The sequence below is a fragment of the Pyrobaculum sp. genome, from assembly GCF_049971835.1.
In the GTDB taxonomy this organism is placed as follows: Archaea; Thermoproteota; Thermoprotei; order Thermoproteales; family Thermoproteaceae; genus Pyrobaculum.
This window is the reverse complement of the sequence record NZ_JBMFKV010000344.1, coordinates 1-1,529: the sequence shown is the minus strand read 5'-3', so window position 1 is coordinate 1,529 and position 1,529 is coordinate 1. Positions and strand designations below refer to the sequence as shown.

The following is a 1,529-nucleotide window of genomic DNA, read 5'->3' as shown; positions in this document are numbered from 1 at the left end:
GTTGGACAGGTGGAGGGGGAGGAGGGTTCTGATCTTCACTGAATACGCGACCACGGCGGAGTACCTCTTCCAGTCTCTTGCCAGCGGGTGTAGAGTCGTGGATTCCGGCGAGGGATTCGCCAAGGCGGACTGCGGAAATCTCGGCGTGATGTATGCAACCGCCAAGGCCCGGGAGAGGATAGACGTCAACGTCGAGGCCTCCCTCCTAGCCAACTCCTTCGACACGGCGGTGTTTATCTCTACCGACATCATGTCGGAGGGGGTTAACCTCCAGATGTACGACGTGGTTGTTAACTACGAGGTGGTGTGGAGCCCCACGAAGCACGTCCAGAGAGTTGGGAGGATATGGCGCTTCGGCCAGAGGGCTGACTCCGTGCTGGTGGTGGATATGGTGCTGATGGCGGGAGGGGAGCGGGACGAGTACACCATGTATCTAGACCTCTTGGAGAAGCTGTACAACATCTCGTTGAGGGCGCTTCCGCCTCAGAGCTACGGCGAGTTTGAGATTTACGAACTGTCTGAGGACCAGCTCCGGAAGATTATTGAAATAGGCTCCTCGGCCTACTTAAAAGAGGCCGAAGTCTTCACCGCCTTGTCAGACGGGGAGAGGGTGAAGGAGCTTAGGCGGAGGATTGAGGCTATACTAAAGGCTAAGGAGGAGGTGAGGTGGAAGTCGAAGGCTTTGGTGGAGAGCGGGCTCAAGGCCAAGCTGGGGTATCCATACGATCTGCGGCCGGAGCCTGGGGCGGTTACTACCTCGCCGAGGTGGAGTACTTCTCCGCAAAACAGCCTGTGTATAGAGAGTCTGTGTTGGTGCGTCTGGAGACTCCGCTTAGCCGGAGCCGCGAGATTAAGAAGGGGGTTTTTAGAGAGGGTGCTGTGGATTGGGATTTTGTTGAGGTGGAGTCTGGCGAAGTGAGAGAGGATGAGCGGGAGGAGGTGGCTAGGCTTGTCCACATGATTGTGTGGATGGATTTGAAGAAGTATCTAGACAATGTGAGGGATTTGCTCCACCTTGGCGATGTTGAGTACAAGTTGGTGAGGATTAGGAGGGCTAGGGTGGAGGGGGTGGGTACTGTGGCTGTGGAGGAGTTTGAGGAGAGGGTTGAGGCGGAGGTGAGGCGGAGCAGGAATATCGAGCGGACTGAGAAGGCGGCTGTCAACTGTGTAAGGGAGTGGTTGAGGAGGAACGGCTATGTGGTTAGGCATGACTACTTCAGCGGGCCTCGGCCTTTCGACATGGTTGTGTTGAAAAACGGGGTGATGTACGTTGTTGAGATTAAGGGGAAGTGGATAGGCAAGAGGGAAGAGCCCTTTTCCTTTACTGCAAATGAGATCGACTTCGCTTCGAGGTATCCCGACCGCTACATAATATGCACGGCTTATGTAGATAATGATAGGTGTGTGGAGCTTTCGTGCACGCCCTTTGTGCAGTTCCAGAAGGAGTGGGTACTGGAGACTGTTAGGGGTATTGAATACAAGTACAACGCTAGGAAGAGGCCTTCTTCCTAGGGCCTACCCTCAACACG

2 protein-coding genes are annotated in these 1,529 nt (G+C 55.0%); both read left to right on the top strand.

What is annotated here, in order from left to right:
- Positions 1 to 919, top strand: a 919-nt coding sequence (locus tag ACP5J3_RS14490) for a C-terminal helicase domain-containing protein (protein WP_428496325.1), incomplete at its 5' end; no start/stop codon positions are given.
- Positions 880 to 1,512, top strand: coding sequence for a protein NO VEIN domain-containing protein (locus tag ACP5J3_RS14485; RefSeq protein WP_428496324.1), 633 nt, complete (start codon positions 880 to 882; stop codon positions 1,510 to 1,512). The genes ACP5J3_RS14490 and ACP5J3_RS14485, both read left to right, overlap by 40 nt.
- The last annotated feature ends 17 nt before the right edge of the window (positions 1,513 to 1,529 follow it).